At 58.9% G+C, this 25961-nt stretch carries 24 protein-coding genes and 1 riboswitch; of the genes, 9 read left to right on the forward strand and 15 right to left on the reverse strand.

Annotated features, from left to right (window positions below; genetic code table 11):
* Nucleotides 1-26: 26 nt before the first annotated feature.
* Genes FCL49_RS11530 through FCL49_RS11540 form a run of 3 tightly spaced genes read left to right on the forward strand, consistent with a single transcriptional unit; the run spans nucleotide 27 to nucleotide 4122 of the window.
* The gene (locus tag FCL49_RS11530) at nucleotides 27-2252 is read left to right on the forward strand and encodes an ABC transporter permease (protein WP_174353992.1); all 2226 of its coding nucleotides are present in this window, start codon (nucleotides 27-29) and stop codon (nucleotides 2250-2252) included.
* On the forward strand, nucleotides 2249-3310 hold the full coding sequence (locus FCL49_RS11535; RefSeq protein ID WP_174353704.1) for an ABC transporter ATP-binding protein: 1062 nt from the start codon (nucleotides 2249-2251) through the stop codon (nucleotides 3308-3310). Before FCL49_RS11530 ends, FCL49_RS11535 begins: the two co-directional genes overlap by 4 nt.
* Nucleotides 3311-3333: 23 nt before the next feature.
* Nucleotides 3334-4122 (forward strand): inositol monophosphatase family protein, encoded by a 789-nt coding sequence (locus FCL49_RS11540; protein ID WP_174353705.1) that lies wholly within the window; start codon nucleotides 3334-3336, stop codon nucleotides 4120-4122.
* A 113-nt stretch (nucleotides 4123-4235) separates the two neighbouring features.
* On the opposite strand, the gene gap is transcribed toward FCL49_RS11540, so the two are convergent.
* From gap to FCL49_RS11555, 3 genes are all read right to left on the reverse strand, one after another.
* Nucleotides 4236-5246 (reverse strand): type I glyceraldehyde-3-phosphate dehydrogenase, encoded by a 1011-nt coding sequence (gap, locus tag FCL49_RS11545; RefSeq protein WP_174353706.1) that lies wholly within the window; start codon nucleotides 5244-5246, stop codon nucleotides 4236-4238.
* Nucleotides 5247-5324: 78 nt separating this feature from the next.
* Nucleotides 5325-6299 (reverse strand): GlxA family transcriptional regulator, encoded by a 975-nt coding sequence (locus FCL49_RS11550; protein ID WP_174353707.1) that lies wholly within the window; start codon nucleotides 6297-6299, stop codon nucleotides 5325-5327.
* A gap of 77 nt (nucleotides 6300-6376) precedes the next feature.
* Nucleotides 6377-7399: an LLM class flavin-dependent oxidoreductase gene (locus FCL49_RS11555; protein ID WP_174353708.1), complete on the reverse strand. Its 1023-nt coding sequence runs from the start codon at nucleotides 7397-7399 to the stop codon at nucleotides 6377-6379.
* A 170-nt stretch (nucleotides 7400-7569) separates the two neighbouring features.
* A riboswitch (TPP riboswitch) is annotated at nucleotides 7570-7672 on the forward strand.
* 62 nt (nucleotides 7673-7734) lie between these two features.
* Here FCL49_RS11555 and tenA point away from each other — a divergent pair.
* From tenA to FCL49_RS11585, 6 genes are all read left to right on the forward strand, one after another.
* Nucleotides 7735-8415: a thiaminase II gene (gene tenA, locus FCL49_RS11560; protein WP_174353709.1), complete on the forward strand. Its 681-nt coding sequence runs from the start codon at nucleotides 7735-7737 to the stop codon at nucleotides 8413-8415.
* On the forward strand, nucleotides 8412-9167 hold the full coding sequence (locus tag FCL49_RS11565) for an ABC transporter ATP-binding protein (RefSeq protein WP_174353710.1): 756 nt from the start codon (nucleotides 8412-8414) through the stop codon (nucleotides 9165-9167). Before tenA ends, FCL49_RS11565 begins: the two co-directional genes overlap by 4 nt.
* Entirely contained in the window at nucleotides 9164-9931 is a 768-nt protein-coding gene (locus FCL49_RS11570; RefSeq protein ID WP_174353711.1) for an ABC transporter permease, read from the forward strand. Before FCL49_RS11565 ends, FCL49_RS11570 begins: the two co-directional genes overlap by 4 nt.
* A gap of 16 nt (nucleotides 9932-9947) precedes the next feature.
* Entirely contained in the window at nucleotides 9948-10883 is a 936-nt protein-coding gene (locus FCL49_RS11575; RefSeq protein WP_174353712.1) for an ABC transporter substrate-binding protein, read from the forward strand.
* 264 nt (nucleotides 10884-11147) lie between these two features.
* Entirely contained in the window at nucleotides 11148-13451 is a 2304-nt protein-coding gene (gene opgB / locus FCL49_RS11580) for a phosphatidylglycerol--membrane-oligosaccharide glycerophosphotransferase (RefSeq protein ID WP_174353713.1), read from the forward strand.
* A 262-nt stretch (nucleotides 13452-13713) separates the two neighbouring features.
* Complete coding sequence (locus tag FCL49_RS11585; RefSeq protein ID WP_174353714.1) at nucleotides 13714-15174, forward strand: AMP nucleosidase; 1461 nt, start codon at nucleotides 13714-13716, stop codon at nucleotides 15172-15174.
* A 24-nt stretch (nucleotides 15175-15198) separates the two neighbouring features.
* Here FCL49_RS11585 and FCL49_RS11590 read toward each other — a convergent pair whose 3' ends face one another.
* The 12 genes from FCL49_RS11590 to FCL49_RS11645 form a co-directional block, all read right to left on the reverse strand.
* Nucleotides 15199-16545, reverse strand: a complete 1347-nt coding sequence (locus tag FCL49_RS11590) for an FKBP-type peptidyl-prolyl cis-trans isomerase N-terminal domain-containing protein (protein ID WP_174353715.1) — start codon at nucleotides 16543-16545, stop codon at nucleotides 15199-15201.
* Nucleotides 16542-17018, reverse strand: coding sequence for a hypothetical protein (locus tag FCL49_RS11595; RefSeq protein ID WP_174353716.1), 477 nt, complete (start codon nucleotides 17016-17018; stop codon nucleotides 16542-16544). Before FCL49_RS11595 ends, FCL49_RS11590 begins: the two co-directional genes overlap by 4 nt.
* 33 nt (nucleotides 17019-17051) lie before the next feature.
* Complete coding sequence (locus tag FCL49_RS11600) at nucleotides 17052-17825, reverse strand: helix-turn-helix transcriptional regulator (protein ID WP_174353717.1); 774 nt, start codon at nucleotides 17823-17825, stop codon at nucleotides 17052-17054.
* A 78-nt stretch (nucleotides 17826-17903) separates the two neighbouring features.
* Nucleotides 17904-18995: a fimbrial protein gene (locus FCL49_RS11605; RefSeq protein WP_174353718.1), complete on the reverse strand. Its 1092-nt coding sequence runs from the start codon at nucleotides 18993-18995 to the stop codon at nucleotides 17904-17906.
* A gap of 7 nt (nucleotides 18996-19002) precedes the next feature.
* A complete protein-coding gene (locus tag FCL49_RS11610) occupies nucleotides 19003-19560 on the reverse strand; it encodes a fimbrial protein (RefSeq protein ID WP_254611067.1) in 558 nt (185 codons plus the stop codon).
* Complete coding sequence (locus FCL49_RS11615) at nucleotides 19557-20051, reverse strand: fimbrial protein (protein WP_174353719.1); 495 nt, start codon at nucleotides 20049-20051, stop codon at nucleotides 19557-19559. The genes FCL49_RS11610 and FCL49_RS11615 overlap by 4 nt, the downstream gene beginning before the upstream one ends.
* 10 nt (nucleotides 20052-20061) lie before the next feature.
* Nucleotides 20062-20574 (reverse strand): fimbrial protein, encoded by a 513-nt coding sequence (locus tag FCL49_RS11620; protein ID WP_174353720.1) that lies wholly within the window; start codon nucleotides 20572-20574, stop codon nucleotides 20062-20064.
* A 7-nt stretch (nucleotides 20575-20581) separates the two neighbouring features.
* On the reverse strand, nucleotides 20582-21178 hold the full coding sequence (locus tag FCL49_RS11625; RefSeq protein ID WP_254611068.1) for a fimbrial protein: 597 nt from the start codon (nucleotides 21176-21178) through the stop codon (nucleotides 20582-20584).
* Between the two features lie 38 nt (nucleotides 21179-21216).
* The gene (locus FCL49_RS11630; RefSeq protein WP_174353721.1) at nucleotides 21217-21960 is read right to left on the reverse strand and encodes a fimbria/pilus periplasmic chaperone; all 744 of its coding nucleotides are present in this window, start codon (nucleotides 21958-21960) and stop codon (nucleotides 21217-21219) included.
* A gap of 37 nt (nucleotides 21961-21997) precedes the next feature.
* Nucleotides 21998-24553 (reverse strand): outer membrane usher protein, encoded by a 2556-nt coding sequence (locus tag FCL49_RS11635; protein ID WP_438827230.1) that lies wholly within the window; start codon nucleotides 24551-24553, stop codon nucleotides 21998-22000.
* A 14-nt stretch (nucleotides 24554-24567) separates the two neighbouring features.
* Nucleotides 24568-25113 carry a fimbrial protein gene (locus tag FCL49_RS11640; RefSeq protein WP_174353723.1) on the reverse strand — a complete coding sequence of 182 codons (546 nt, stop codon included), beginning with the start codon at nucleotides 25111-25113 and terminating at the stop codon, nucleotides 24568-24570.
* A 65-nt stretch (nucleotides 25114-25178) separates the two neighbouring features.
* Nucleotides 25179-25748, reverse strand: coding sequence for a fimbrial protein (locus tag FCL49_RS11645; RefSeq protein ID WP_174353724.1), 570 nt, complete (start codon nucleotides 25746-25748; stop codon nucleotides 25179-25181).
* Nucleotides 25749-25961: the final 213 nt, after the last annotated feature.

A 25961-nucleotide genomic window follows, 5' to 3' on the forward strand; every position in this document is an offset into this window, starting at 1 on the left:
CGGAAATATGAACTCTCGAGGTTATGATGAATGCTCAAAACCGCCGCCTGGACGGGGCCCTCGTGCTGGGCGCACTGGCCGTATTGCTACTGCCCTGGTACAGCCAGGAAGCCGGGTTCTTCGACTTTGGCTGGCTGAGTACGCTGTGGCGGGATCAGGCCAGTGCGCCCGCGCTGTGGCAAATACTGACCTTTCAACGCCCCTGGCTGCTGATTGCCCTGCTGATGCTGCTGGTTAGCGCGCCGACACGCCTGCTGCCGGTGAGCCGCCTGCGCTCGCAACTGTTGATGTGCGCCAGCGTCGTCGGCATCCTGTTTTTGCTGTTTGAAGGCCACGCCATCGGCTACAGCGGCTGGAACTGGCAGTGGAGCGAACAGCTGTTTGGCACGCTCAGCGACGGCCAACCCGCCTTTGGTGCCGGTGCCATTTTGCTGATCACCACTTTTTTACTGCTGTTCTCTTTCGCGTTGGCTGAACGCGGCGTGCTGAAGGGGGATGCCTTTGTGGTGGCGGCCATTGTGCTGCTGGTCGCGCTGGTGACCACTTTCGTGCTTTATCCGGTGCTGAGCATGTTTGTCTCCTCGGTACAGGACGTGGACGGTTCGTTTAAACCCGACGGCCTGATCGCCAATATGCAGGATCCGGCCATCTGGAGCCTGGGTTGCCTGAAAGGCGGCAGTTGCGGCACCGCCTGGCGCACCCTGGCCCTGGCGTTGATGACCGCCAGCGGTTCCACGCTGCTCGGCCTGGCTTTTGCCTTGGCCGCTACTCGCACGCCACTGCCGTTTAAAAAAGGGCTGCGCCTGCTGACCGTGCTGCCGATCATCACGCCGCCGTTTGTGATTGGCCTGGCGCTGATGCTGCTGTTTGGCCGCGCCGGGGTGGTCACCGAACTGCTCGCCAGCCTGTTTGGCATCGAGCCAGGCCGCTGGCTGTATGGCCTGACCGGCATCTGGATAGCGCAGGTGCTCTCCTTCACCCCGATTGCCTTCCTGGTGCTGATTGGCGTGGTCGAAGGGGTCAGCCCCTCGCTGGAAGAAGCCTCACAGACGCTGCGCGCCAACCGCTGGCGCACCTTCCGCTATGTTTCACTGCCGCTGATGGCCCCCGGCCTGGCCAACGCCTTCCTGATCAGCTTTATCGAAAGCATGGCGGACTTCGGCAATCCGATGGTGCTGGGGGGGAGCCACGGCGTGCTGTCGACCGAGATCTTCTTCTCGGTGGTGGGCGCGCAAAACGATCCAAGCCGTGCCGCCGTACTGGCGATCATCCTGCTGTGCTTCACCCTCAGCGCCTTTATTTTGCAGCGTCTGTGGCTGGCGGGGAAAAACTTCGCCACCGTCACCGGCAAAGGGGATTCCGGCACCCACTGCGGGCTGCCACGCGGCTTGCGCTATGGCGTGTACGCGTTGGTGATCCCCTGGGGTCTGTTCACGCTGGTTGTCTATGGCATGATCCTGATCGGCGGTTTTGTGCAGTCCTGGGGGCTGGATAACAGCCTGACGCTGGGCCATTACGCCCGCGCCTTCGGTTTCCAGTGGAACAGCGGCCAGATAGTCTGGACCGGTGTCGCCTGGAACTCGTTCTGGACCACGCTGGAGATCGCCCTGATCGCCGCCCCACTGACCGCCATCGTTGGCCTGCTCACCGCCTGGCTGATCGTGCGGCAGAAGTTTGCCGGCCGCCAGACCTTCGAGTTTATGTTAATGCTCAGCTTTGCCATCCCCGGCACGGTGATCGGCGTCAGTTACATCATGGCGTATAACCTGCCACCGCTGGAAATCACCGGTACCGCACTGATCCTGGTGGCCTGTTTCGTGTTCCGTAATATGCCGGTCGGCGTGCGCGGGGGCATCGCCGCCATGAGCCAACTGGATCGCAGCCTGGATGAAGCCTCGCTGACGCTACGCGCCAGCAGTTTCCGCACCCTGCGCAAAGTGATCCTGCCGCTGCTGAAACCCGCCATTAGCGCAGCACTGGTTTATGCCTTTGTGCGGGCCATTACCTCAATCAGCGCGGTGATCTTCCTGGTCAGCGCCCAGTACAACATGGCCACCTCCTACATCGTCGGGCTGGTCGAAAACGGGGAGTACGGCGTGGCTATCGCTTACTCCTCGGTGCTTATCGTGGTGATGCTGGCGGTGATCCTCAGCTTCCAGTTGCTGGTGGGCGAACGTCGCCTGCGCCGCGCAATAACTGCTACCCCGCCGGTGACGCCACCCGCGGCCTTACCTCAGGAGAATGCCCTATGACTGCCATTCGATCCGGCTCGGTGGTGTTTGAGAACGTTACCAAACAGTTTGCCGACTTCACTGCCCTGCCCGGCCTTTCGCTCACCGTCGAACCCGGCACGCTGGTGACGCTGCTCGGCCCTTCGGGCTGTGGCAAAACCACCACCCTGCGCCTGCTGGCCGGTCTGGAACACCCCACTTCAGGGCGTATTCTGATCGGCGGCAAAGACGTTACGCATCTGCCGGCCAATGAGCGCGACGTCGCCATGGTGTTCCAATCCTACGCGCTGTTCCCGCACATGAGTGCGCTGGACAACGTTATGTACGGCCTGCTGGCCAGCGGCCTGTCGCGTAAAGAAGCGCAGGATCGGGCGCGTGAGGGGTTAAAACTGGTCGGCCTGGAAAACATGGGCCAACGCCTGCCCGCCGAGCTCTCTGGCGGCCAGCAGCAGCGCATTGCCGTGTCGCGCGCGCTGGTTTTGGAACCCCAGGTGCTGCTGCTCGACGAACCCCTGTCCAATCTTGACGAACGGCTGCGTCGCCGGGTGCGCACCGAGATCCGCGACTTGCAGCAGCGTCTCGGCTTTACCGCGGTATACGTCACTCACGATCAGGAAGAGGCGTTGGCGGTCTCCGATAAGATTATCGTCATGAAAGAAGGGCATATTGCTCAGCAGGGTGCGCCGCAGGAGCTATATCACTCACCGGCTTCGGTGTTTATCGCCGACTTTATGGGCGAGGCCAACATTCTGCCTTGTGACATTGAGCGGGTGGATAACGGCGAGGCGCTGATCACCCTCGGCAGCCGTCAGTATCGGGTGCCGGGCGCTAAAGCCCGCCCCGGTGCCGCGCAGCTTTCGGTACGGCCACAGTTTATTACCCTGCAGCCAGAGCAGGCCGGGGCGTTAAATGGCGAAGTGACCCACAGCGCCTGGCTGGGCGACCATATCGAATATGAAGTGAAGACCGATCTCGGCGCGCTGTTTATTGTCGATGTGCAGATGGAGCGCCAGCTGACGCCGACCACCCGCGTCGCCATTGATTTCAAATCTCAGGGGCTGGCGCTGATTGCCCAGTGAGCCTCGAATCTTAAGGAGCTAAAATGAATGAGCTGATTTCCCAACGCCTGGCGCTGGCCGAACAGGCTGCGCGAGCGGCCGGCGACAAAGCGCTGGACTACTTCAACCGCCGTGAAAGCCTGGTGATTGAAACCAAGCGCGACGCGCAAGACGTGGTATCGATAGCCGACCGCGAGGTTGAACTGCTGATCCGCGAGCAAATCGCCCGGCAGTTCCCGAACGACGGTTTTTTGGGGGAGGAATTTGGCCTGCAGCCCGGTGATTCCGGCTACACCTGGGTGGTGGATCCGATCGACGGCACCAGCCCTTTCGTTAACGGCATGCCGAACTGGTGTGTGTCGATTGCGGTTATTCATCAGGGTGAGCCAGTAATCGGGGTGATCGTCGCCCCCTGCCAGCAAGAGTGCTTTGTTGCGGCACGCGGTGCAGGTGCCACGCTTAATGGCAAACCGCTGCGGGTGGATCCGCAACGCACCATGCAAAACCATGTTACCGGTTTTGGCGCCAACAGCTATGTAACGCCCGAGCGCGTTGGTGAAATAGCCGCCGCGATCACCGCCGTGGGCGGCAATTTCTTCCGCAACGGTTCCGGTGCCATGATGCTGGCCTGGGTCGCCGCCGGAAGACTGGTCGGTTATTACGAGCCTTATATGCACGCCTGGGATTGTCTGGCGGGTTACTGCCTGGTCAATGAAGCCGGTGGCTGGACCCATCCGTTTAATACCGACGGGGAAAATCTGCTGCGCGGCGGGCCGGTGCTGGCGGTCGCGCCAGGGGCCAAACAGGATTTAATGCGGATCGCGCAACTGTAATTCAGACTACCAGCAAATCTGTTTAAGGGCTAAACCAGTAGGGGTCGAACATGTTCGACCCGATTTAACCCATTGATTATGCTATAGGGCGCAGCATGCAGCGCCCTACTCTTCTACAAACCGCGTTTTTCCATCAGAACCGCCAGATCCACCAGCCGGTTAGAGAAGCCCCACTCGTTGTCATACCAGGCGAGGATCTTGACCAAGTTGCCACCAATCACCAGCGTGGAAAGCCCGTCAATCACCGATGAACGCGGGTCACCTCGATAATCGCTGGACACCAAAGGCTCATCGCTGTAGCCAAGAATATCCTTGAGAGGGCCGGACTCGGCGGCCTGGCGGAAAGCCGCGTTGATCTCTTCGGCCGTCACTTCGCGTTTCAGCGTGACCGTTAAATCCACGATAGACACCACCGGTACCGGCACCCGCAGCGAGTAACCGGTCAGGCGACCGTCCAGCTCCGGGATCACCTTGCCGAGCGCTTTGGCGGCGCCGCTGGAATAAGGCACAATCGACTCCGCTGCGGCACGGGCGCCGCGCAGGTCTTTTTCCGGTTGGTCGTGCAATGCCTGACTGTTGGTGTAAGCATGGGTGGTATTCATCAGGCCGTATTCAATACCGAAAGCCTGGTGCAATACCTGAGCGGCAGGGGCCAGGCCGTTAGTGGTGCAGCTGCCGTTGCTGACCACAAAATGTTTGGCCGGATCGTAGTGCTGATGGTTAACCCCCAGCACCACCGTAATATCGTCATCCTTGCCCGGTGCCGAGATAATGACTCGTTTGGCCCCGCCTTTAGTGATGTGCACTTCAGCCTTGGCTTTGTCGGTAAAGAAGCCGGTCGCCTCAATCACCACCTCAACCCCGACGCTGCTCCATGGGATGGCCGCCGGATCTCTTTCGGAGAAAACATGAACCGGCCGACCATCGAGCAACAGCTGGTTCTCACCGGCTTCGACGCTGGCTGCCAGAGTGCCTGAAAGCGAATCGTATTTCAGCAGGTGCGCCAGGGTTTTGCTGTCGGTCAAATCATTGATTGCCACCACCTGAAAATCACTGCGACCTAACGCCGCACGCAACACGTTCCTGCCGATCCTGCCGAATCCGTTAATGCCTACTTTGACCATGATCTACTCCTTCATTATTGGCTCTGTCACCAATCTAAACCGAGGGAGAGATGTCGTAAATGACGTTTATAGATCAATTTAGGCCAACATGCGGGAATGAAAACGCTCGCGATACTCGGTAGGCGAGAGTTGCAAATGCCGTTCAAAAACGCGCCGCAGATTGAGGCCATTGCCAAACCCGCAATTGATAGCGATTTGCTCAATACCTTCCGCACTTTGCTCCAGGCGTTGCCGGGCCAGATATAAACGCCCTTCTTCGACAAATTTGGCGGGAGAGATCCCGGTCTCACGCGTGAACACCCGGGTAAAGTTACGCGGACTCATGGCGACCCGCTCCGCCAACCGCTCAACGGAAAGATCTTCCGCCAGGTTTTCCAGGATCCACGACTGAAGATCGCGGATTGGGCCAGGGGTTTTAGCCTGATTTAAAGGGTAACGACTGAACTGCGCCTGACCGCCGGGCCGACGCAGGAACATCACCAGATCTTGCGCCACTTCGCGTGCCTGAACAAAACCATAGTCGTCTTCCACCAGCGCCAGGGTGAGATCGAAGCCGGAACTGACCCCGCCGGAAGTCCAGACAGAGCCATCCTGTATGTACAACGGCCCATTTTCGACCTGCACTTTTGGGAAACGCGTCTGCAAGGTTTCCAGCAATCGCCAGTGGGTGGTGGCACGGCGTCCATCCAGCAAACCGGCTTCGGCCAGCAGCAATGCCCCACCGCAAACCGACGCAATACGTCGCGCCTGGGGTGCGGCACGCCGTAGCCAGTCGACAACGTAGGCACTTTCTTCTTCGGTCGCACCTTTTCCGGTCACTATGATGGTGTCGCGTTCCTGCTCAGGGTCGAGATCCGAGAGACGATGGTCGGCCAGCAGATTCAAGCCGGACGACCCATGCACTACCCGGTGAGACTGCGTGGTGGCCAGCGACATCCGGTAGAGCGGAGCGTCGTTGGGCCTCAAGCGGTTGGCCTGCATCAGAATGTCGGCGATACCTGCCGACTCAAATAACATGCCCCCTTCGGGGACGATAATCAGAAAGTTATGCATGTCCTTAAAATACAAAATGAGCAAAATAAGTCAAGCCCGCCACCACAGAGGCTGGCAGGCTTTGGGTTAGCAACTTATCAGCGCCAGTCCAGCGCCGGTGCAATATGCTTGAGGATCGACTCAATCACATGGGCGTTATATTCAACGCCCAACTGGTTTGGCACGGTCAACAGCAAGGTGTCCGCTTCGGCAATGGCTTCGTCCTGCGCCAGCTGTTTGATCAACAGCTCCGGCTCGGCGGCATAGCTGCGGCCGAATATCGCCCGGGTCTGATCGCCGATGTAACCCACCTGATCGCCTTCCTGCCCGCTATTGCCGAAATAGTTGCGGTCCCGCTGATCCATCAGCGCAAAGATGCTGCGGCTGACCGACACCCGTGGCTCTCGTTTATGTCCTGCTACCTTCCAGGCCTCGCGGTAAGCGCGGATCTGTTTGGCCTGCTGCACGTGGAACGGCTCGCCGGTTTCGTCGTTTTTCAGCGTCGAACTTTGCAGGTTCATCCCCAACTTCGCGGCCCAAACTGCCGTGGCGTCTGAGCTGGCCCCCCACCAGATGCGATCCCGCAGGCCGGCGGAGAAGGGTTCAACGCGCAGCAGGCCAGGAGGATTAGGGAACATCGGCTGCGGGCTGGGTTCGGCAAAGCCTTCGCCACGCAGCGCGTCAAGCAGCACTTCGGTGTGGCGACGGGCCATATCGGCTTCGGTCTCGCCGTCGGCAGGCGTGTAACCAAAGTAACGCCAGCCATCAATCACCTGCTCGGGAGAACCGCGGCTGATGCCAAGCTGCAGACGTCCACCTGAAATCAGGTCGGCGGCTCCGGCGTCTTCAACCATATACAGCGGGTTTTCATAGCGCATGTCGATCACGCCGGTACCAATCTCAATACGCTGGGTTTTGGCACCGATGGCCGCCAACAGCGGGAATGGCGAGCCAAGCTGGCGGGCAAAGTGATGCACGCGGAAGTAGGCTCCATCCGCCCCCAGCTCTTCTGCCGCGACGGCCAGGTCGATCGATTGCAGCAACGCATCGCCGGCCGAGCGGGTGCCCGACTGTGACGAAGGCGTCCAGTGGCCAAAAGAGAGAAATCCAATTTTCTTCATGGGTTGTTTCCTTAGGTTCAATTATGACCGGATTACAGTGACAAATATGCCCCCGATCAAGCCAGAAAAATTGTCTTCGACCGCACTAAACGAACCGTTTTGGGCGGAGAAATTCCTCCAGGTTTCCCCCCGCCCAAGCATTGTAATCAAAAAGTAAATATCGTATAACAGGCTCCTCCGAGGGGTGTCCTGTAATGGGCTGAGATGGCGCAAGCCGAACCCTTTGAACCTGATCTGGGTCATGCCAGCGAAGGGACGGGTCGGCAATAACGCTATCAGTCATTGCCTGTTCATACCTCAGCGCGCCCGGATCTCCACTTACTTTTGGAGGTCCCATGTTTACTCCCCAATTCGACGACGGTCTTTACGGACAACTGCGCCAGCGCGCCGGTAGCCACTGGCAGAACTATGTCGCTCACCCCTTTATTCAGCAACTGGCCGCCGGTACGCTGCCCGAATCCGCTTTCCGCCGCTATCTGACCCAGGACTACCTGTTCCTGATCCACTTTGCCCGCGCCTACGCCCTGCTGGTCAGCAAACTGCGCACCCTGCCGGAGATGCGCACGGCCACCGCTTCGCTCAATGCAATTGTGGCCGAGCTGCCTTTGCACCTGGCCTATTGCGCCGACTGGGGCCTCAGCGAGCCGCAGATTGCCGCCGAGCCAGAAGCAGCAGAAACCCTTAATTACACCCGCTATGTGCTCGATATCGGTCACTCCGGGGATGCGCTCGACCTGCTGGCGGCGCTGTTGCCCTGCGTCGCCGGCTATGCCGAGATCGGCCTGCGACTGTTAGGCGATCCTGCCACGGTGATGGAAGGCAACCCTTACGCCTCGTGGATCCGCAACTATGGCGACCCAGGCTACCTGGCCGGTGTGCAGGCCGCTCTCGACCTGCTGGAAAACGTTGGCCGCCAGCGCGGTGCAGAAAGCCGCCTGGCCGAACTGTCAGAAATTTTCACCACCGCCACCCGGCTGGAATCCGCCTTCTGGCAAATGGGGCTGAATGCCCAATGAGTATAGGCAACGCTCAGCACCCTGGCGTGCGGCCGGGTATTCAGGTGCGGGATTTAACCCTGCGCTTTGGCCAACGGGTGATTTTCGACCGGCTTAGTTTCGATATCGCAGGCGGCAGCTTTGTCGCCCTGCTCGGTGCCAGCGGTGCGGGCAAAACCAGCCTGTTGAAGATTATTGCCGGGCTGGCAAAACCCACCTCCGGCTCAGTCATCGGCAGCGATGACCTGCCGATTGCCGGGCGCATCGCTTATATGGGGCAAAAGGATTTGCTCTATCCATGGCTGACCATTGACCAGAACATCAGCCTCGGTGCGCGACTGCGCGGTGAAAAGGTCGATCGGCCCTGGGCCGAGCACCTGCGGGAACGTGTGGGGCTGGGCGGTTATGGTAATGCCTTGCCTGCTGCACTGTCCGGTGGCATGCGTCAGCGCGCCGCCATCGCCCGAACCCTGTATGAACGCCAGCCGATCGTGCTGATGGATGAGCCTTTCTCGGCGCTGGACACCATCACCCGCGCCATGATCCAGCAACTGGCCGCCGAACTGCTGGCGCAGCACACCGTATTGTTGATTACCCACGATCCAATGGAAGCCTGCCGTCTCAGCCATCACCTGCTGGTACTGTCCCGTTATCCCGCCGGGATTGACGATAGCCATGTTATCGAAGGTTTGCCGCCGCGCGCACCGGACGATCCTCAACTGCTGAAAAGCCAGAGCGAGCTGTTGCTGCAACTGGTGAGAGCCGCCGGATGAACCCCCAGATTGAAAGCCGTCTGTCACGGATGCGCCGTAGCCTGACGGTGTTTGCCGGTCTGCTCTTGCTGTGGGGACTGGTCACGCTGGGCGATATTCCGGCTTTTCTGCTGCCCTCACCTTCCGCCGTAGCGCAGGCGCTGTGGAACGACCGGGCTTATCTCGGTTACCACACGTTGATCACCGCCGCTGAAATCGCCTGCGGCCTGCTGGCCGGGGTGTTGCTCGGCACCGTACTGGCGCTGGGCATGATTTATTCCCCGCGGCTGCAACGCTGGCTGATGCCGCTGGTGCTGACCAGCCAGGCAATCCCGGTGTTTGCTCTGGCCCCCTTGCTGGTGCTGTGGTTTGGCTTTGGTATGAGCGCCAAGGTGGTGATGGCGGTGCTGGTGATCTTCTTCCCGGTCACCTCGGCCTTCTTCGATGGGCTGCGGCGGGTCAATAACGATTATCTCGATCTGGCCCGCACCCTGCGCGCTTCTCCCTGGGCGCAACTGCGGCACGTGCGCCTGATGGCGGCGCTGCCGGCCTTTGGTTCCGGGCTGCGCATGGCCGCCGCCGTCGCCCCGATTGGCGCGATTATCGGTGAATGGGTCGGCTCGGCGGAAGGGCTGGGTTACGTGATGCTTAACGCCAACGCGCGCATGCAGACCGACGTCTGTTTCGCCGCGCTGTTTATTCTGGTGCTGATGACCGTCCTGCTTTGGGTGACGGTGGACGCACTGCTGCTGCGCCTGATCGACTGGGCGCCGGAAAATGACTGATAACAAGGGATCGACAATGATTAAGCATACCCTGTGCGGACTGCTGCTCAGCACCACGCTGGCCGGGCAAGCCACCGCTGCTGAAAAACTGACGCTGGTGCTCGACTGGTACATCAACCCCGATCACGCGCCGATTATGGTGGCCGAGCAGATTGGCGCCTTCAAGGCCGAGGGCCTCGACGTCAAGATAGTGCCGCCTTCCGATCCGGCATTGCCGCCACGGCTGGTAGCGGCTAAACAGGCCGATCTGGCTATTACCTATCAGCCGCAGCTGCATTTCTTTGCCGATCAGGGCCTGCCGCTGATGCGCGTGGGTACCCTGATTAATTCACCGCTCAATACCGTGATGACGCTGGATAAAAGCATCACCAGCCCGGCGGGGCTGAAGGGTAAGAAAATCGGTTACTCGGTCAGCGGCATCGAACAGGCCACGCTGGCAACCATGTTCAAGCATGAACACCTCAACCCTGACGACGGTAAGTTGATCAACGTTAACTTCCAACTGACCAGCGCCCTGCTGGCAGGCCAGGTCGATGCGGTGATCGGCGGCTACCGTAATATCGAAGCGCTGGAGCTAAAGCTGCAGGGCAAGGATCCGGTGGTGTTTAACGTGGAAGACTACGGCGTTCCGGCCTACGACGAACTGATTATCGTCGCCAATCGCGACGCGGTAGGCGAGCCGAAAATCAAAAAATTCCTCACGGCGCTGAAAAAAGGCAACGATTATCTGCAGGCCCACCCGCAGGAAAGCTGGCTGGCGTTCGCCAAGGCCCACCCGGAACTGAATACCGAGTTGAACAAACAGGCCTGGCAGGCCAGCCTGCCGCTGTTCGCCCGCGATCCGGCCAGGCTGGACAAGCCGCGCTATCAGGCCTACGAACAGTTCCTGTTCGACAACAGGCTGATCAAGAAAATCACCCCGGTAGAGCAGTATGCGGTGGAGCTGCATTAAGGGAGCGCATTATTGGTCTGTCTCCCCTCATCCAGCCCTCTTCCGCAAGGAGAGGGTCAGGGTGAGGGGAGACAGACGTGATTAATGTCACAGTAATGTCACAAAAAAACGCCAATCGCACTCTGCCGCTGCTGGGCAGTGCAAACACGCATTGACCCTGATGCTTTCAATGCGCTATACCCTTCCTCTTTCGCGCTGTGCGCGGCTTAATAGCGTTTGTCAGAGCAGTTAAGATTTTCTTTTTAATCAGACAGGGTACGGTGGATGGTTTCAGCATTAATTTCGTTTGCACTTTTTTTAGCCTCAATTCTCATCTACCGGACCCGAGCCGCCGCCAACCGCTGGTGGCTTGCCGCCCTGCTGACGCTGCTTGGCAGCTATCTGATCCTTAACGTGGTGCTGATCGCCAGTAACTATTTTACCGGCGACGGCATTACCGATGCGGTGCTCTACACCCTCACCAGCAGCCTGAAGGGCGCAGGCATCGGCAAATACCTGCTGCCGTTTATCGGCCTGTTGGCGGTGCTGGCGCTGATCTTCGCCGTGCTGACCTGGAGCCTGGTGCGGCGCAAGGCAAAAAGCAGCAGCGTGGTTTACAGCGTACTCGCGGTGTTGCTGGCGCTGTTTTCCGTCGGTACCACCCCGGCTTTTCAGGATATCTCCCTGCTGGTCAGAAGCCAGATTAGCGGTGATACCGCCGACTTTGATACCTATTACAAAGCGCCGAAAAAGAGCGTACAGGGTAAAGCGCCGAACCTGGTGTATATCTATGCCGAAAGCCTGGAAAGAACCTACCTGGATGCGGATCTCTTCCCCGGTCTGACCGATGAACTGAACCAGCACCGCGCAAACAGTATCGATTTCAGCAACACCCAACAGTTGCCCGGCACCGGCTATACCATTGCCGGAATGGTGTCCTCGCAGTGCGGCATCCCACTGTTTGCGCCGTTTGACGGCAACGCCTCCAGCGCCGTTTCCACCTTTTATCCGGAAAACGTCTGCCTGGGCGACGTGCTGAAATCCGCCGGCTACGACAACTACTTTTATCAGGGTGCCGAACTGGCCTTCGCCGGCAAAGATACCTTCCTGAAATCGCACGGCTTTGACCATGCTTACGGCTTTAAAGAATTGCGCGGGCAGGTCAGCGACCCGAGCTACAAAAATGACTGGGGCTGGTACGACGATACCGTGCTGGATCTGGTGTTCGACAAGTTTGTCGAGTTGTCCAAGCAGAATAAAAAATTCTCGCTGTTTGCGCTGACCGTCGACACCCACCACCCGGACGGTTTTATCTCCGCCAGTTGCAGCAAAAAGTCGTTCAGTTGGCAGAACAAAGAGAACCGCTCGCTAAGCGCGGTGGCCTGCAGCCAGCAACACATCGCGGCGCTGATCGACAAAATCAAAGCGTCCGAGTACTTCAAAAACACCGTTATCGTGGTGTCTTCGGACCATCTGGCGATGAACAACACCGCCTATGACATTTTGACCAAACAAAAACGCCGCAATCTGTTCTTTATTATCGACGGCACTCACCCGCAGGCCGCACTGCATAACGAGAAGCGCAGCACGCTGGACAACGGTGCCACGGTGCTGGATGTGATGGGCGGCGATAACTACATTGGCCTTGGCCGCAGCAGCCTGTCCAGCCCGACACTGGCGACGGTGTTTCTGAATATCGATGAGAAAATCAACGCCTGGAAACCGGCGGTGGTGAAGCAATGGGGCTTCCCCAACAGCATCAGCAACTTTAGCCTGGATAATCAGGGCAGCCGTTTTAGCTTCTCCGGCATTACCTTTAAGGTGCCGTTTATCCTGAAGGTGACGGACAACAAAATTGAGCCAATGTTTAACGTCTATCTGTCCACGCCGCTGAAAAAACAGCTTGCCGGTTTGGGGGCGGGAGAAAAATTCGTCTGGGTCGACAAATGCTATGAAATTGGCCGGGTGTGGGCGCCTGAACTGGCACTGAGTACCGAGACCTGCGTTGCCTCAGGCAATCTGGCCGCCCCGCCGCAGATCGTGCAGGCCAAAGGGGGCAACTATCGCGGCAAGATCAACTTTAGCGGCCCAGAGGCGGACAGCGTGGCCGCTTATCAGAGTGCCGTTGAGCGGCTGAAAGTGGATGATGCCGCCGTTAAATATCACGCGGATGCCATCGCATTTATGCTGCCGGGCATGCCGGAGCAGGTTAAGGCGATCACCGGTGTTGCCGCCGTCGAGGATTGGGGCCGCTGGTCGGACGCCAATCTGGCCCCGACGGTGAACATCGACTACGTCGACCCACTGCCATCGGCCTTCGATCTGGTGCTACGCGCACGTGCCTATGGCAAAAACATCGGCGAACCGATTTCGGTGCGCGTCGGGGATCAGGAACAGTTTGTGACGCTCAGCGAGCAAGACACTACCGTGACGCTGCGCTTTGATAACCCTGGCGGCGCGCAGAACATCAGCATCACCCCTCCGGCACCGACCGAGCCACAGGAAGGGGCCAGCGGCGGCTTTACGCCGAAAAAACTGGGTATTGGTCTGGTCTCGTTGAAGGTCGAACAGGCCGCCCCCGCCTCCTGATAATCACCTGATAAGGGCTAAACCTGTAGGGGTCGAACATGTTCGACCCGATTTAACCCATTGATTATGCTATAGGGCGCAGCATGCAGCGCCCCTACCATGAAACAACAGAGCACTTTTTCTACGGCCTGAGGGGCGAATTTATTCGCCCTTACCTTTTCTCAAAAGCTTTTGCGCCCATCTTCAGCTAACCTGTTGCTGTGAATTGATTTCGGCATCCGCCTGCCTCCCGCCACAGAGCCGGGAGAACCAAGGAGAAAGTATGATCAGTCAGCAATCCGGCACCGGCCTTACCCCCACGCAGGCGATCGATAAACTGGAAGCGCTGTATGACGCCTCGGTTGAAGCGCTGCGTCAGGCAGTGGGCGATTTTATCAGCCATGGCGGCCTGCCCGACATGCAGGCTCGCACCAGCGGGCTGTTTGTTTACCCGGAACTACGCGTCAGCTGGGACGGCGCCTCGCCCGGGCAAACCAAAACTCGCGCCTACGGCCGTTTCACCCATACCGGCTGCTACACCACCACCATTACCCGTCCGCAGCTGTTTCGCCACTATCTGACCGAACAATTGACCCTGCTGGCGAATGAGTACAATGCGCATATCGAAGTACGTCCATCACAACAGGAAATTCCTTTCCCCTACGTAATCGACGGCTCCAACCTGATGCTGGATCGTTCGATGAGCGCCAGTCTGGCACAGCATTTCCCCACCACCGAGTTGGCGCAAATTGGTGACGAAACCGCTGACGGCCTGTTCAACGCCACCAGCACCTTCCCGCTTTCGCATTTTGACGCACTGCGGGCCGATTTTTCGCTGGCGCGGCTGCGGCACTACACCGGCACCCCGGTGGAACATTTCCAGCCGTTCGTGCTGTTCACCAACTACACCCGCTACGTGGATGAGTTTGTGCGCTGGGCCTGCGCCGAGATAGCCGATCCGGCCAGCCCCTATATTGCGCTGTCCAGCGCCGGTGGCATCTATATCACGCCGGAAACCACCGCGCCGGATCAGGCGGTATCTGACCTGGCCTGGAAGAACCACCAGATGCCGGCCTACCACCTGATTTCTCGCACCGGCCAGGGCATCACCCTGATCAATATCGGCGTCGGCCCGTCCAACGCCAAGACCATCTGCGACCATCTGGCGGTGTTGCGCCCCAGTGCCTGGCTGATGATTGGCCACTGCGGCGGCCTGCGCGAAAGCCAGTCGATTGGCGACTACGTGCTGGCCCACGCCTACCTGCGCGACGATCACGTGCTCGATTCGGTATTGCCGCCGGACATCCCAATTCCGAGCATTGCCGAAGTGCAACGTGCGCTGTACGACGCCACCAAAATGGTCAGCGGCATGCCCGGTGAAGAGGTCAAACAACGTCTGCGTACCGGAACGGTCGTCACCACCGACGATCGCAACTGGGAACTGCGCTATTCCGCTTCGGCGCTGCGCTTTAACCTCAGCCGCGCGGTGGCGGTAGACATGGAAAGCGCCACCATCGCCGCGCAGGGTTACCGGTTCCGGGTGCCTTACGGCACATTACTGTGCGTGTCCGACAAACCTCTGCACGGCGAGATCAAACTACCGGGGCAGGCCAACCGCTTCTATGAAGGCGCGATCTCGGAACACTTGCAGATCGGCATTTGCGCCATCGATCTGCTGCGTGCCGAGGGCGACCGTTTGCATTCCCGCAAACTGCGCACCTTTAACGAGCCGCCTTTCCGCTAACGGCAACCCCGCCGCCACTGCCGATCATTTCTTGGCAGTGCGCGGCGGGGTCAAGCCTTTCAGGTCATAACTCAGCACGGTGAAGGCCTCTACGCCACGCGGCAACGGCAGTGTGCCGTAGACCGATTTGGCCAACGCATAGGCCTGTACTTCGCTACCTTCTCCCAGTAATGGCAGGGCCTCACGCACCACCGCAGGCATTTCGTCGGTCACCGTCAGCACTAACTGTGGCAAAGTGCTGACCGTACGCCCATCAGCGATAGCCTCGGTCAGCGACAGCATCACCGGTGCATCCGGATCGGTAATCGTCTTGCCTTTTTTCACCACAAAATAGGTAATGCCATCCACCTGTTTCACCGGGGTGCGCCCCCGGCTCTTTTTGGCGATTAACGCTTCGCCGTCACTGACCTGCTTGCTCACCTGCTGCTGCAGTTTGGTGGCGAACTGGAGATAAACCGCATCCATATCGGCCTTTTTCATCTGCATGCTGCCCTTCAGGCCATCGCTGATCCCCGCCAACAGGCCGCGCTGGTCCAGAGTCAACCCGGCGCTGGTGTAACTTTGCAGCCGTTCACGCAGGCTGGCGGCAATGCTTTGCCCCACCACATAATCCTGCTTGCCGTTGGCGGTGGTCAGGTCGGCCTGCGGGCCGACAGGCCTGGTGCGTAACTCGGTCAGTGCCGTTTGCGCGCTCGCCAGCTCCGCGGTGCGGGCGGCCAGCTGTTTTCGGTTATCGCCGGCCAGGGTCAATTGGGACTGCAGCGCTTCCAGTTGCCGCTGTTGCACCCGCAGCTGGCTGTCACGCTCTTTGAGCGCATCTTTGGTGGCGGCAAGATGCCCGGCCGCCGCGCGCTCTTTGGCCAGTTGGCTCTCCAGCTGCTGTTGCAGCGCGGTTTTATCGGCCGCCAACGTGGTGCGCGCCGCTTCGCTGTCCGCCAGCTTTTGGTCATCCCGGCTGCCGGAAGCCACCTGTGCGTTCAACGTCTGCAGTTGGGTCTGCAAGGCGGTTTTTTCACTCACTGCCGCCTGTTGTTGTGCCTGACTTGCCGTCAACTGTTCCTTAAGACGCGTAATTTCCGCCTGCAACGCACTGGCCTGTCGGCGAGCGGACTGGGCCTGACGCGCCGCCGCGGCGGCAGCAGAGACCGACGCCGGTGCCGGTGTCGCAGCGGTTTTCTTTTCGTTCCCCCCTTTTTGCTGTTGCGAGGCGATCAATGCGCCCAAACCATAGCCGTTATCCTGCTGCGGCCGCACCAAAGCATCGACCGAAGACAGCGGCTCCGGTGGGGTGTAGGCCGCCGTCGCCGCCCCAGCGAAGCACAGGGGCACCAGCAACAGGCTACGCGTCGTTATTGACCACGCCGTCATCATTGCCCACGCCCCTGCGGGATATCCGCCTGCGACATCAGCGATTGCGACAGCGCATTACGAATACGCCAGCACAGGCTGGCCATGCCGTACTGGTAGCGCGGTGTCATGATGTCATTGATATCGTTACTGATACCGGCCTGCACGTCCATATAGCGCCGACCACTGGCCACCAGATGATCCATCTCGCTGCGGTAACGGGCATAGTGCGCGGCATTCACCGTCTTAAGCGCCGCCAGCTCGTTATTGCACTGAGCGACCTTGCTGTCTTTCTCCGGGGTCGGCGGCGCTTCCGGGGTTAGCGCGGGTTTGGCGGCAATCGTGGACACCTTCATCGCCGCCGCCATGCCGGACTCCCCCTGCGGGCGCAGCCGTGACTCCGGCGAGGTGGTACAACCACCAAGAAGAAGAAAACCGCTGACCATTCCCATCATCACACTGCGACGCAGGGCGCCGGACCTAAAGTAAGCATTCATATTCTGGTTAAAGCCCTTGTTGATTCTCGATAATTAACGTTCTAATTTTTGCCACCCGCTATCGCCATGCGCGACGTGATGTACGGGCGGCGGTAAACAGGCCAACGGCAGCGGGTAACCGGCCGAAGTCAGGCGGAAAAACTCGTCCATCAGTGAGAACAGCAGCATCATTTCCCGGCCACCGCGAATGTGCAGGCGTTTAAAAACATCCACCTTGTGGCCGCTGACCGTTTTTTCATGAATTTGTAGCCGCCGGGCAATGTCCTGCTGTTTCACGCCCTGGCGCAGCAGGCGCAATACCCCCCGCTGACGAAAGCTGAGATCAATATCGGCCCTGGGCTGCGGAGGCAGGTAAAGCGCCCGAGCCAAAGAAGGGTTCATCAGCGCTGACAGTATCTTGCGCGCAAGGTCACACGCCATATGCGAGTCCAACACCGTCAGGCTGGGTATGCGCTGCGTCACCGCCGCAAACAGCGGTTGCAGTTCATCGGTCATTACTACTTGCCGACCAAAGGGGCATAAATCGGCCACCTGTTTGAGGGTGGCCAGTGCCCCCTGCAAGGAGGCGACACCATAGGAATAGGCGTATATCACCAGTACCGGCAGCTTGCTGTTTTTGACCTTACGCGCCACGTCAGCCAGCGTAGAGACCACCATCGGTTTCGCACCGTCGGGCAGCAACGGCAGAGTCAGGGCCTGCAGGCCCTGCTGCCAAAAAGCATCTTGCGAATAAATCACCACCCGTGTGAGGGCATCGGCATCCGGCAGATGTCCTTCCGCAGTGGGTTGTCGATAGATAAGGTTCATGATCGTGCTCCATGATTAACGGGCTCCCTGCTCACCGCAGATTTGGCCTGCGGCGAGTCACTCTGCGTTCACTGCGGGTTATTGCTCGGATACCACCAGCGTGCCGGAGGCGCTAAAGTCCCCAGTGGCAATATCCAGCGCCTTGGTCTTCGGGTTGCGCAGCACCGAGAAGCCGAGGGTTGTGCTACCCGAGCCGGTGACCTTCATGGCGAACGATTCCCCCAACTTGGCCACGGTTCCGCCTACGGTGACCTGCACCCCCAGGTCGGGGTTGCTGGTGGCCAACTGTGAGGTCGACCAAGAAGTCGGGGTCATATTAAGCTTGACGGAGAAGTCGTGAGTTTCACTGCCGACACAAGATAGAGTAAATGCTTTGGTTTGTTCGGTAGCGCCAGTGGTGGAGATTTCGCCGCGCTCTACCTGTCCAAAATTGACATTTATAGGTTCACCTGTAGTCATACGGCAAATTGAAGTGTTCACATTGACGTCATTACTTGAATAAATCTCCCATGTATAATAATAAGTTTCCCCTATATTATTCCTCATAATAAAACCCACGCTCCCTATGAAATCACCAGCTTTTATACTTATTTGCCTTCCAAAATTATTACTAAGACGGAAATACATTTTCATAGGTAATGGTTTGGCGTATTTTTCTCCCGGATCCCATATTGGATCAAAATTCCTAATATGCACCTCCGATACTGGAATGTCATAATCCACACCATTTATCGTGATACCACCAGACAATCCAGAGAATATCTTATCATTAAGTTTCACCTTACCTGGGTTACTATACAAAGAGTCAATATATCCACCATCATTCCAACATTTTATTTGCGTTGCCAAATCGATAAATGTATTTTTACCATCTTGCAGAGTAGGCCCAATACTAATATCAATTCGTTCATTACCCCCACTTAAAATACCATTCAGCCGACAGTGGAACGCTAATGTTTCAGATGACCATACACAAGAGAAAACAATCAATATTCTGCTCCCCCAAGTCGCCATCCGCATCATAGCGATATATGCCCGTCCAAATACTCCATGGTTATTCCGTAACACCATATTCTCCGCCTCATACTTTCGGCTACTAAAACCTAATAAGCCACCGAAATAGTTATATTTACGATTTCCATCGTGTTCAATTACACCAAAGATCTCCATGCAACCATCACAGGTAATCCAGCGCAAAAGTGGCGACCGCGGTAAAGTCCCCGGTCACAATCTTGTGATCCTTTATCGCCTTTGGCTCACCCTGCACGTAGTTCATCAGCGTCAGCGTGGTGGTGTCTTTGGTTAACGCCATCAGCGGCGTGGCCTTGTTGATCGGCAACGGCGTGCCGTCCGCCAGCTCCATGCCGATGGCAATGCCGCCTGCGCCGCCGGTGTCCACCGCCAGCAACCCCGGCAAGGCCACAGACTCGGTACCCTTGAAGGTCAGCGATACCGTTTTACCCAGCGACAAGTCACAGTCCAGCAGCCGGATAGTGATCGGCTTGCTGTGGGTGCGGGTGTTGAGGTACAGGTACTTGTCGATCACCGTGCCAAAATCCAGCGAGATATCGGTGGTTTTCGGATCCAGCTCGCAGGGGTCGGCCACCAGGGTGCCGTCAAAACGCAGGTTATCGATGGTGGCCGCCTGCACGCCTGTCGCTATTAACAGCGTCAGCAACAGTGCCGGCACGCGCGCTCCCCACTGCAGGTGGGTTCTGTGTTGTCGTTGCATCATTCATACTCCGCCAGCAGGGTTGCGGTGGCCGTGAACGGCTTTTCAACCAGCGTCACGTTAGGGTCCTTGACCGGCACCACCTCCAGTTTCGGCGGCGTCTTGTAAGTGATCTTCATCCGGCTGTTGAGGGTAAAGGGCTTGCCATCCTGCAATACCCGGATCCCCAGCCCATTGGCGTTGGTATTGACCGCCGCCAGATCAAACCCGGTTGCCGTCCCTTTCACCGACAGCATCAGCGCCACGCCGGCCGCCGGATCGTCACAGGTCAGGCTGTAACTCACCTTTTGCAGATAACGGCTACCATCCACCTTGTTGATGCCCACGTTGCCAAAATGCACCGCAATATCCTGATCATTGCTGATATGGCAGGGCCGCTGTTTCAGTACCCCATGAAAGGTCACGTCGATCTGGTCACCGGTCTGCGTCGCCCCGGCCTGAAAGCTCAGCGCCATCGCCAGCATCACCACCAAGAGCCGTCTGTGTTTTTTCATCTCACTGCCCTCAGTTAAAACCGACAATTAAGGTCGCTGACCCGTTGAACGCCTGGCCATTCACAAAGCTGGCGTCCTTTTGCTTCACCAACACTGCAGCGAACTTTGGGGGTGCGGCGGGATCGATATCGAACCAGGTGTTCGGCTTTATCGCGGTACTGCCTTGCTGCAGGCTGATCCCCAGGCCCTTGGCATCGGTTTTCAACAGCGTGCCGTCAAAATCGGCGGCGGTGCCCGACAGCTTCATTTGAATGGCTTTGCCGCCCGGATCCCCCTTGCACACCAGGGTGTAAGGCAGGCTTTGCTTGTAGGCGCTGTCCTTGATGTCGTTGATAATCACATCACCAAATTCAACCGCGACCGGTGCAGAGTTAGTGAAGGTGCAACTGCCGTTGGCCACCACCGTGCCACTGATTTTCACATTCACCGTGGTATCGTCCATTTTGGCCAGCGCCGCACCGGACAGCAGCAGTGACAGCAGTACCAGCGCCAACTGCCGCCCCCTGAAGGTGTTTTGCATCATCCGCACCTCAGTCATAGTTCAGCCGAAAATCGACGCTGGCGCGAAACGCCCCCGGTGCCAGCGGCGCACGGGTACGCTCCGGCACCACGTAATAGGTCAACTGGTCGTTATACGGCGTCAGAAATTGCGGGGCGCCGCGTGACCCCAGCCGCACATCGCGCTTTTGGCTGTCCAGCAGCCGCAGGCCCAAGCCCGATGCGCCCCGCGCCTTCACCAGCGCCGGGTTGTCGTCATCCATGCGGGCAACAAAAGACACCGACACCACCGGCTGAATACCGTCCCAGGTCAGGTTGCCGTTGCGGTCATCGCGCTGGCGCCCACCGACCGGCAGGCAGTCGCGCAGTTGCAGCTGCACCGCCACCGGCCCCCCCCGATCCCCTGGTCGCTGCAGGGGCGCGGTCGGCACCACCCCCATCTCCACCTGCTGAAACAGCGACGCCATATCCAGCCGGCAGGCCCCGGCAGACAGCGCACCGCTGATATGCAGTTCACCATGCGCGCCCTCAACCCCCCAGTTATCCGGGGCGGCCTGCGCCGACATCGCCGTGCTCATCAGCGCCAGCGCGGCAACCCAGGCGGGCGGGATTCGATCACTCCTTTTCATACACTTCTCCTTATTGATTGCCGCGTTCCGTGCCGTACTTAGCCGGCCTTGCTGCTGCGCACGCTGCAGGTAGCGCCGTTACAGCCAAACACCAGTTTTGGGCGGCCGCCGTAGTCGTTGATGTAGGTCAGCACCGGGGCTGCCCCCAACGCCGCCGCCGAGCCGCCCAGCATCGCGTTGCCTTTGGGGGCGATCATCACCGGGTTAACCCCTGGCAGCTCCTTGCCCCCCAGGGCCGCCGAGGCACTGGCCAGGGTGATAAAGTACGGCGTCGGGTTATTGACCTGGTACCGATCCCCAACTCGCGTCAGCGTCAGCTTCTCCTGCCAGGCTTTGGCGTCACGGGTTACCAGCGCCGCCGGGCGATAAAACAGTTTGATGCGCGTCTGCAGTGCAATTTGCAGGGTGTTCGGCTTGCTGCTCTTCGGTGGAATTTCCCGCAGGTTGAAGTAAAACAGGCTTTCCCGGTCCTGTGGCAGCATTGCCACCTCCGGTGCCGCCTGGATTTTCACCTGGCTTTTCGCCCCCGGTTCAACCCGCTGCAGCGGCGGCAACACCATCAGCGGTGAGGTGACCTTGTTGCCTGTGGCATCCTCTATCCAGCCCTGTGCCAGATAGGGCAATTCCTTGTTCTGGTTGCTGACGCTCAGGCTGATCGATTTCTGGTCACCGTTAAAAATGACGCGGGTGCGGTCCAGCGCGATGGCGGCCAGCGCCTGCTGCATACCCAGCACGCCGGTCAACAAGGCGGCGGTCACCGCGACGGAAGTCTTTAGTTTCATCTGTATTACTCACTGTTATCGGCTTTCAAGGTTCGGGTTATGATTCAACCGGCGTCAGCGCAGGGGCATCGGTGGCTTTCGCCACCTCCGGGCCTGACACCGTATGGCAAGGCAGCAACAATGCCGAGGCCGGCAGTGGGCTGGGTAAATGAACCCGGCACTGCGTCTGCCCATTCCAGCGCACGTCCATCTTTTCGCCCGGATTCAGCCCGGTCAGCCACACGCTGCCTTCGTCATTGACGATGCCGGTCTGATAGTGGTGGTCATTGACCACAATGGCGCCAAACGGCGGCGCGCTGCCGTCGGCCAGTTTGATCACCGCCATGGCTTTCTGGCCCGCCACCACGCTGAACTTGCGGTAACCGATGGCCCCTTCGGTCAGGGTGCCCTGCACCACCGACTGGTTGGCGTCGACGTTATCCGGCAGCTTGTTAACGTTCACCGAGATGCTGTTGCGGTAATAGCTGTTGATATCGCTGACTACCGCCTTGCCAAACCGGTTGGTATCCGTAGTACCGCCGTACCCCTGCACCGGCACACCACTGACGCCGGCGGTGTCCACCATCATGCGGGTACCACCCAGCGTCGTGACCCGGTGCAAGGCTGCCCCTTTCGGCGTTACCGTCGCGCCACCCTGCATCGCCAGCCCCAGCGAGCTGTACTGGCTGCCCTGGTAACTGGCATTGGCGGTCACCTCGGCGATATCGCCGTCGTGGGTAAAGTAGCCGCTGGCGGTGCCGCGCCCACCGTTGCCCACACCGCCGGTCAGGCGGTAGGTGTTGTTATCGTCAATACGGTCGTAATAACCGACGGTGTTGGTGCTGCCGGCCCGGGTGGTTTGGTTGTTGTAGCTGACCGTTCCGGTTCTGCCCCAGGGCACGCTCACCCCCAGGTAAACCCCGTCGTCATGACTGTTGTTGAACACCGTGCGGTAGGCCGACAGGCTCAGGCTGATGTTCTTGAATGACCCAATATCGAAATAGCGCGACAGCGACAGGTTATAGTTGTTGTTGGCCGGCCGATCCCAATAGGTTTGGTGGCTGGCGGTCAGGAACGCGCTCAGCCCCAGGGTACGGAACTGCTTGTTCAACGAGACGGTATACATCTGCTTGCTGTTGCTGTAATTGCCGCCGTGGTAACGCGCATCCAGGTATTGCGCCATGCTCATGTAATTGCGTTCGGAGAAGCGATAGCCGGCGAAGGTCACCTGGCTGTCATACTCGTCAAAACGCTTGGAGTAGTTCAGCCGCCAGGAGGTGCCGGACGGCGTGCCTTTGCCCGGCAGCTCGGCACGCGACTGCGTGGCGTCCAGCGACAGCGCACCAAAGGCCAGCAGGTCACGTCCGACCCCGAGTGCCAGCGCCTTATAGCCGGCGGAAAGCAGCCCACCACCGAACAGTGACCAACCGTTGCTGACCCCCCAGGAGAACTCACCACCGCTAAACACCTGGCCTTCGCTGTTATGGCGGTAATCGGAGGGTTTGCCGGCCATCACCTTGTAGCGCACCAGGCCCGGACGCGTCAGGTAAGGCACGTCTGCAGTGTCCACCTGGAAGTTGCGCACGCTGCCGTCCTGCTCCTGAATGCGCACATCCAGTTTGCCCATGGTGGCGGAGTTTAAATCCTGAATGCGGAACGGCCCCGCCGGCACCTGGGTTTCATACAACACCCGCCCCTGTTGGCTGACGGTCACCTTGGCGTTGGTTTTCGCCACCCCGGTGACTTCCGGCGCATAGCCGCGCAGGTTGGGCGGCAACATGTTGTCGTCGGACACCAGGTTGGCCCCGGTATAGCGGAAGCTGTCAAACAGGTCAGATCTGAGGTAATCCTCACCCAGCGTCAGTTTGGCGCGCAGCGCTGCAATCGCGCGGTACAGGTAGTAACGGCTCCAGTCCCAGCGTTGCTGCGAACCGCTGTTCTGCCCGGTGGTATGGTCATACTGTGCCTGCCAGTCGGCACGAAAACGCCAGGCACCGAGGTTGGCACCGGTAGTGCCATTACCGCTCAGCGACTGATTGTTTTGCCCCTGAGTTTGCCGCGTGGTTTGCGCGTTGACGTTGTAGTCAAACAGCAGGCCGGCAATGCCCTGATCCCAGCGTGAAGGCGGATCCCAGTTCTCGTCGGTATATTCCAGATAGGCCTGTGGCAGATTCAGGTACAGCGACCCGGTTCCCAGGTCAGCCCGCGTCTGCATCCCCTTGAGGGAGTCGAGCGCCAGACACTGCCCCTGATGCCACCAGGCCAGGTTGCGCTGCACCGCGGCTTTTAGCCCCAGTTGATCTACCATCGCCGGCGTCAGACAAGGCACGCTGCCCTTGGTGTCGTCCGGAGGCGCCAGAAAGGTGATCGGCTGCTCCGGCAGCTCCTGTTTATTGACCCGCAGCACCAGAGTGTACTGGCCCGGCATGATGTAACCGGCGCGGGAAAATTCGCTCAAATCAATGGCGCTGCGGTCTTTGACGTCCAGCACGTCGGTGTTGAATTCAATGCTGTCGGCCGCCAGCGCCTGTTGCCCGGAGTGGGCCAGCATCAGGCCGACCCATACCGCCAGGGGGCGCAATATCCCTATAGTCCGTGGAGGAAAAAACAACACGGCATGTTCCTTCATCAGTAATAATCCATTTTAAACCGCACCGTGGTGCGATAGGCCCCCGCGCGCAAGATCTGATGCGTGCCCACCAACCGCAGGCGGTAATCCAGCCGCGTATCCCCCGGTGCCAATGCGCCGGGCGGCATCGGCACGCCGGACTGCGCCACGTTGCCGACGGCATCGGTGATTTGTATCCCCATTCCCCCAGCATGGCCGGATACGCCAAACAGCGCGCTGTCGGTGACATCACCGGCAAAGGTCACACGGAATTGCGTCCAGTCGGCGCGACCGGGGCGCATCTGTTGTAATGAGCAGTTGACCAGTTGAATGCTGAATGGGCTTTCCGGCCCCTGACCGTCACGCATCAGTTGGCCAATCGGCAGCATGGCCAAATCGATAGACTGGTCGCGGCTGTTGACGGCAATGGCGCAGGGCACGTCGACAATCGAGCCCTGCATATTGACCACCCCCTGCCCCTGATGGGCGATGGCCGCAGACGACACCGCAAGCCCGCAGGCCATCCACAGGCAAGGCATGAAACAGGAAGACCTAAAACTCAACATGAGGCGACCTCGCTTCAGTCGGGTAGCGACAGAAAGGGACGGGCGCAAAAGCGCCCGTACGAGGCTTATTGATAGGCCAATGTGAAGTTGGCGACCGATTTGAAGTCACCTGGGACAATCGGAGCGTAGACAGCAGAGTCTGTTTTGGTGGCGGCAGTAACAGTTTCACCCTGCAGGTAGGCGGCAAACGCCAGAGTATTATTGCCTTCACCCACTTTAGTGGCGGTGGTGGCTTCGCCGAGTTTAATGTCGGTGCCGCCCTGGGTCAGCACAATGGCCGCGCCGCTGGCGGTGCCAGTCAGGCCCAGATTGTTGGCATTGATTTTAGACGGAGTGCCGGTGAAGGTGGTGGTGACAGTCTTGTCGACCAGACCGGTGATATCACAGTCCTGCAGCTTGATGTTGAAGTTTTGTGGGCTGGATTTTCCGCCGTTTGCCAGCGCCTTGTTGGCCACGCTGCCCAGATTGACGGTCTGGTCAACGGAGTCCGGCGCAATGGAGCATGGCGCGTTGATGATGGAGCCGGTAAAGGTCACGGTACCGCTGCCCTGGTTGGCCGCATTGGCGGTGGAAACCACGGAGCCCATTGCCATGGTGGCCAGCACGGCCGCAATCAGATTTTTGTTCATGTTCATGCTTTGTAATCCCTTAAAAGACGTGATTTTCAATTCCGGCTCCCAACGAGGTCGGAACAAGGTTGGTGTTCATTCCCGGCAGACGGGCATCCCTCCGCCGCCACCAAATTCACCCCGATAAACAAACGGCTCAGCCTTCCAGGCAATGTTCCATTTTGTATCAAAGTGACACATTTAGTTTTATTGTCTTTATTTTCAATATCTAACAGGATT

Origin of the sequence: Serratia proteamaculans, from assembly GCF_013337185.1 — a bacterium.
Lineage (GTDB): Bacteria > Pseudomonadota > Gammaproteobacteria > Enterobacterales > Enterobacteriaceae > Serratia > Serratia proteamaculans_D.